The following is a 208-nucleotide window of genomic DNA, read 5'->3' on the forward strand; positions in this document are numbered from 1 at the left end:
GTTCGGCGCCGGTGAACATCACCTTCAATGTGACGGCGAGTGATGCGGCCTCGTTCCGCAAGTCGGAAGCGCAAATCACCGGCATGCTGGCGCAGGCTGTCTCGCGCGGCGCGCGCAGTCGATAGGGGAGCTGAGATGGCTGAGTTTCATGACGTGCTGTTTCCCGCAGCCGTGTCTTTCGGCGCGACCGGCGGGCCGGAGCGGCGGG

The organism is Tianweitania sp., from assembly GCF_032053605.1.
GTDB lineage: Bacteria > Pseudomonadota > Alphaproteobacteria > Rhizobiales > Rhizobiaceae > Tianweitania.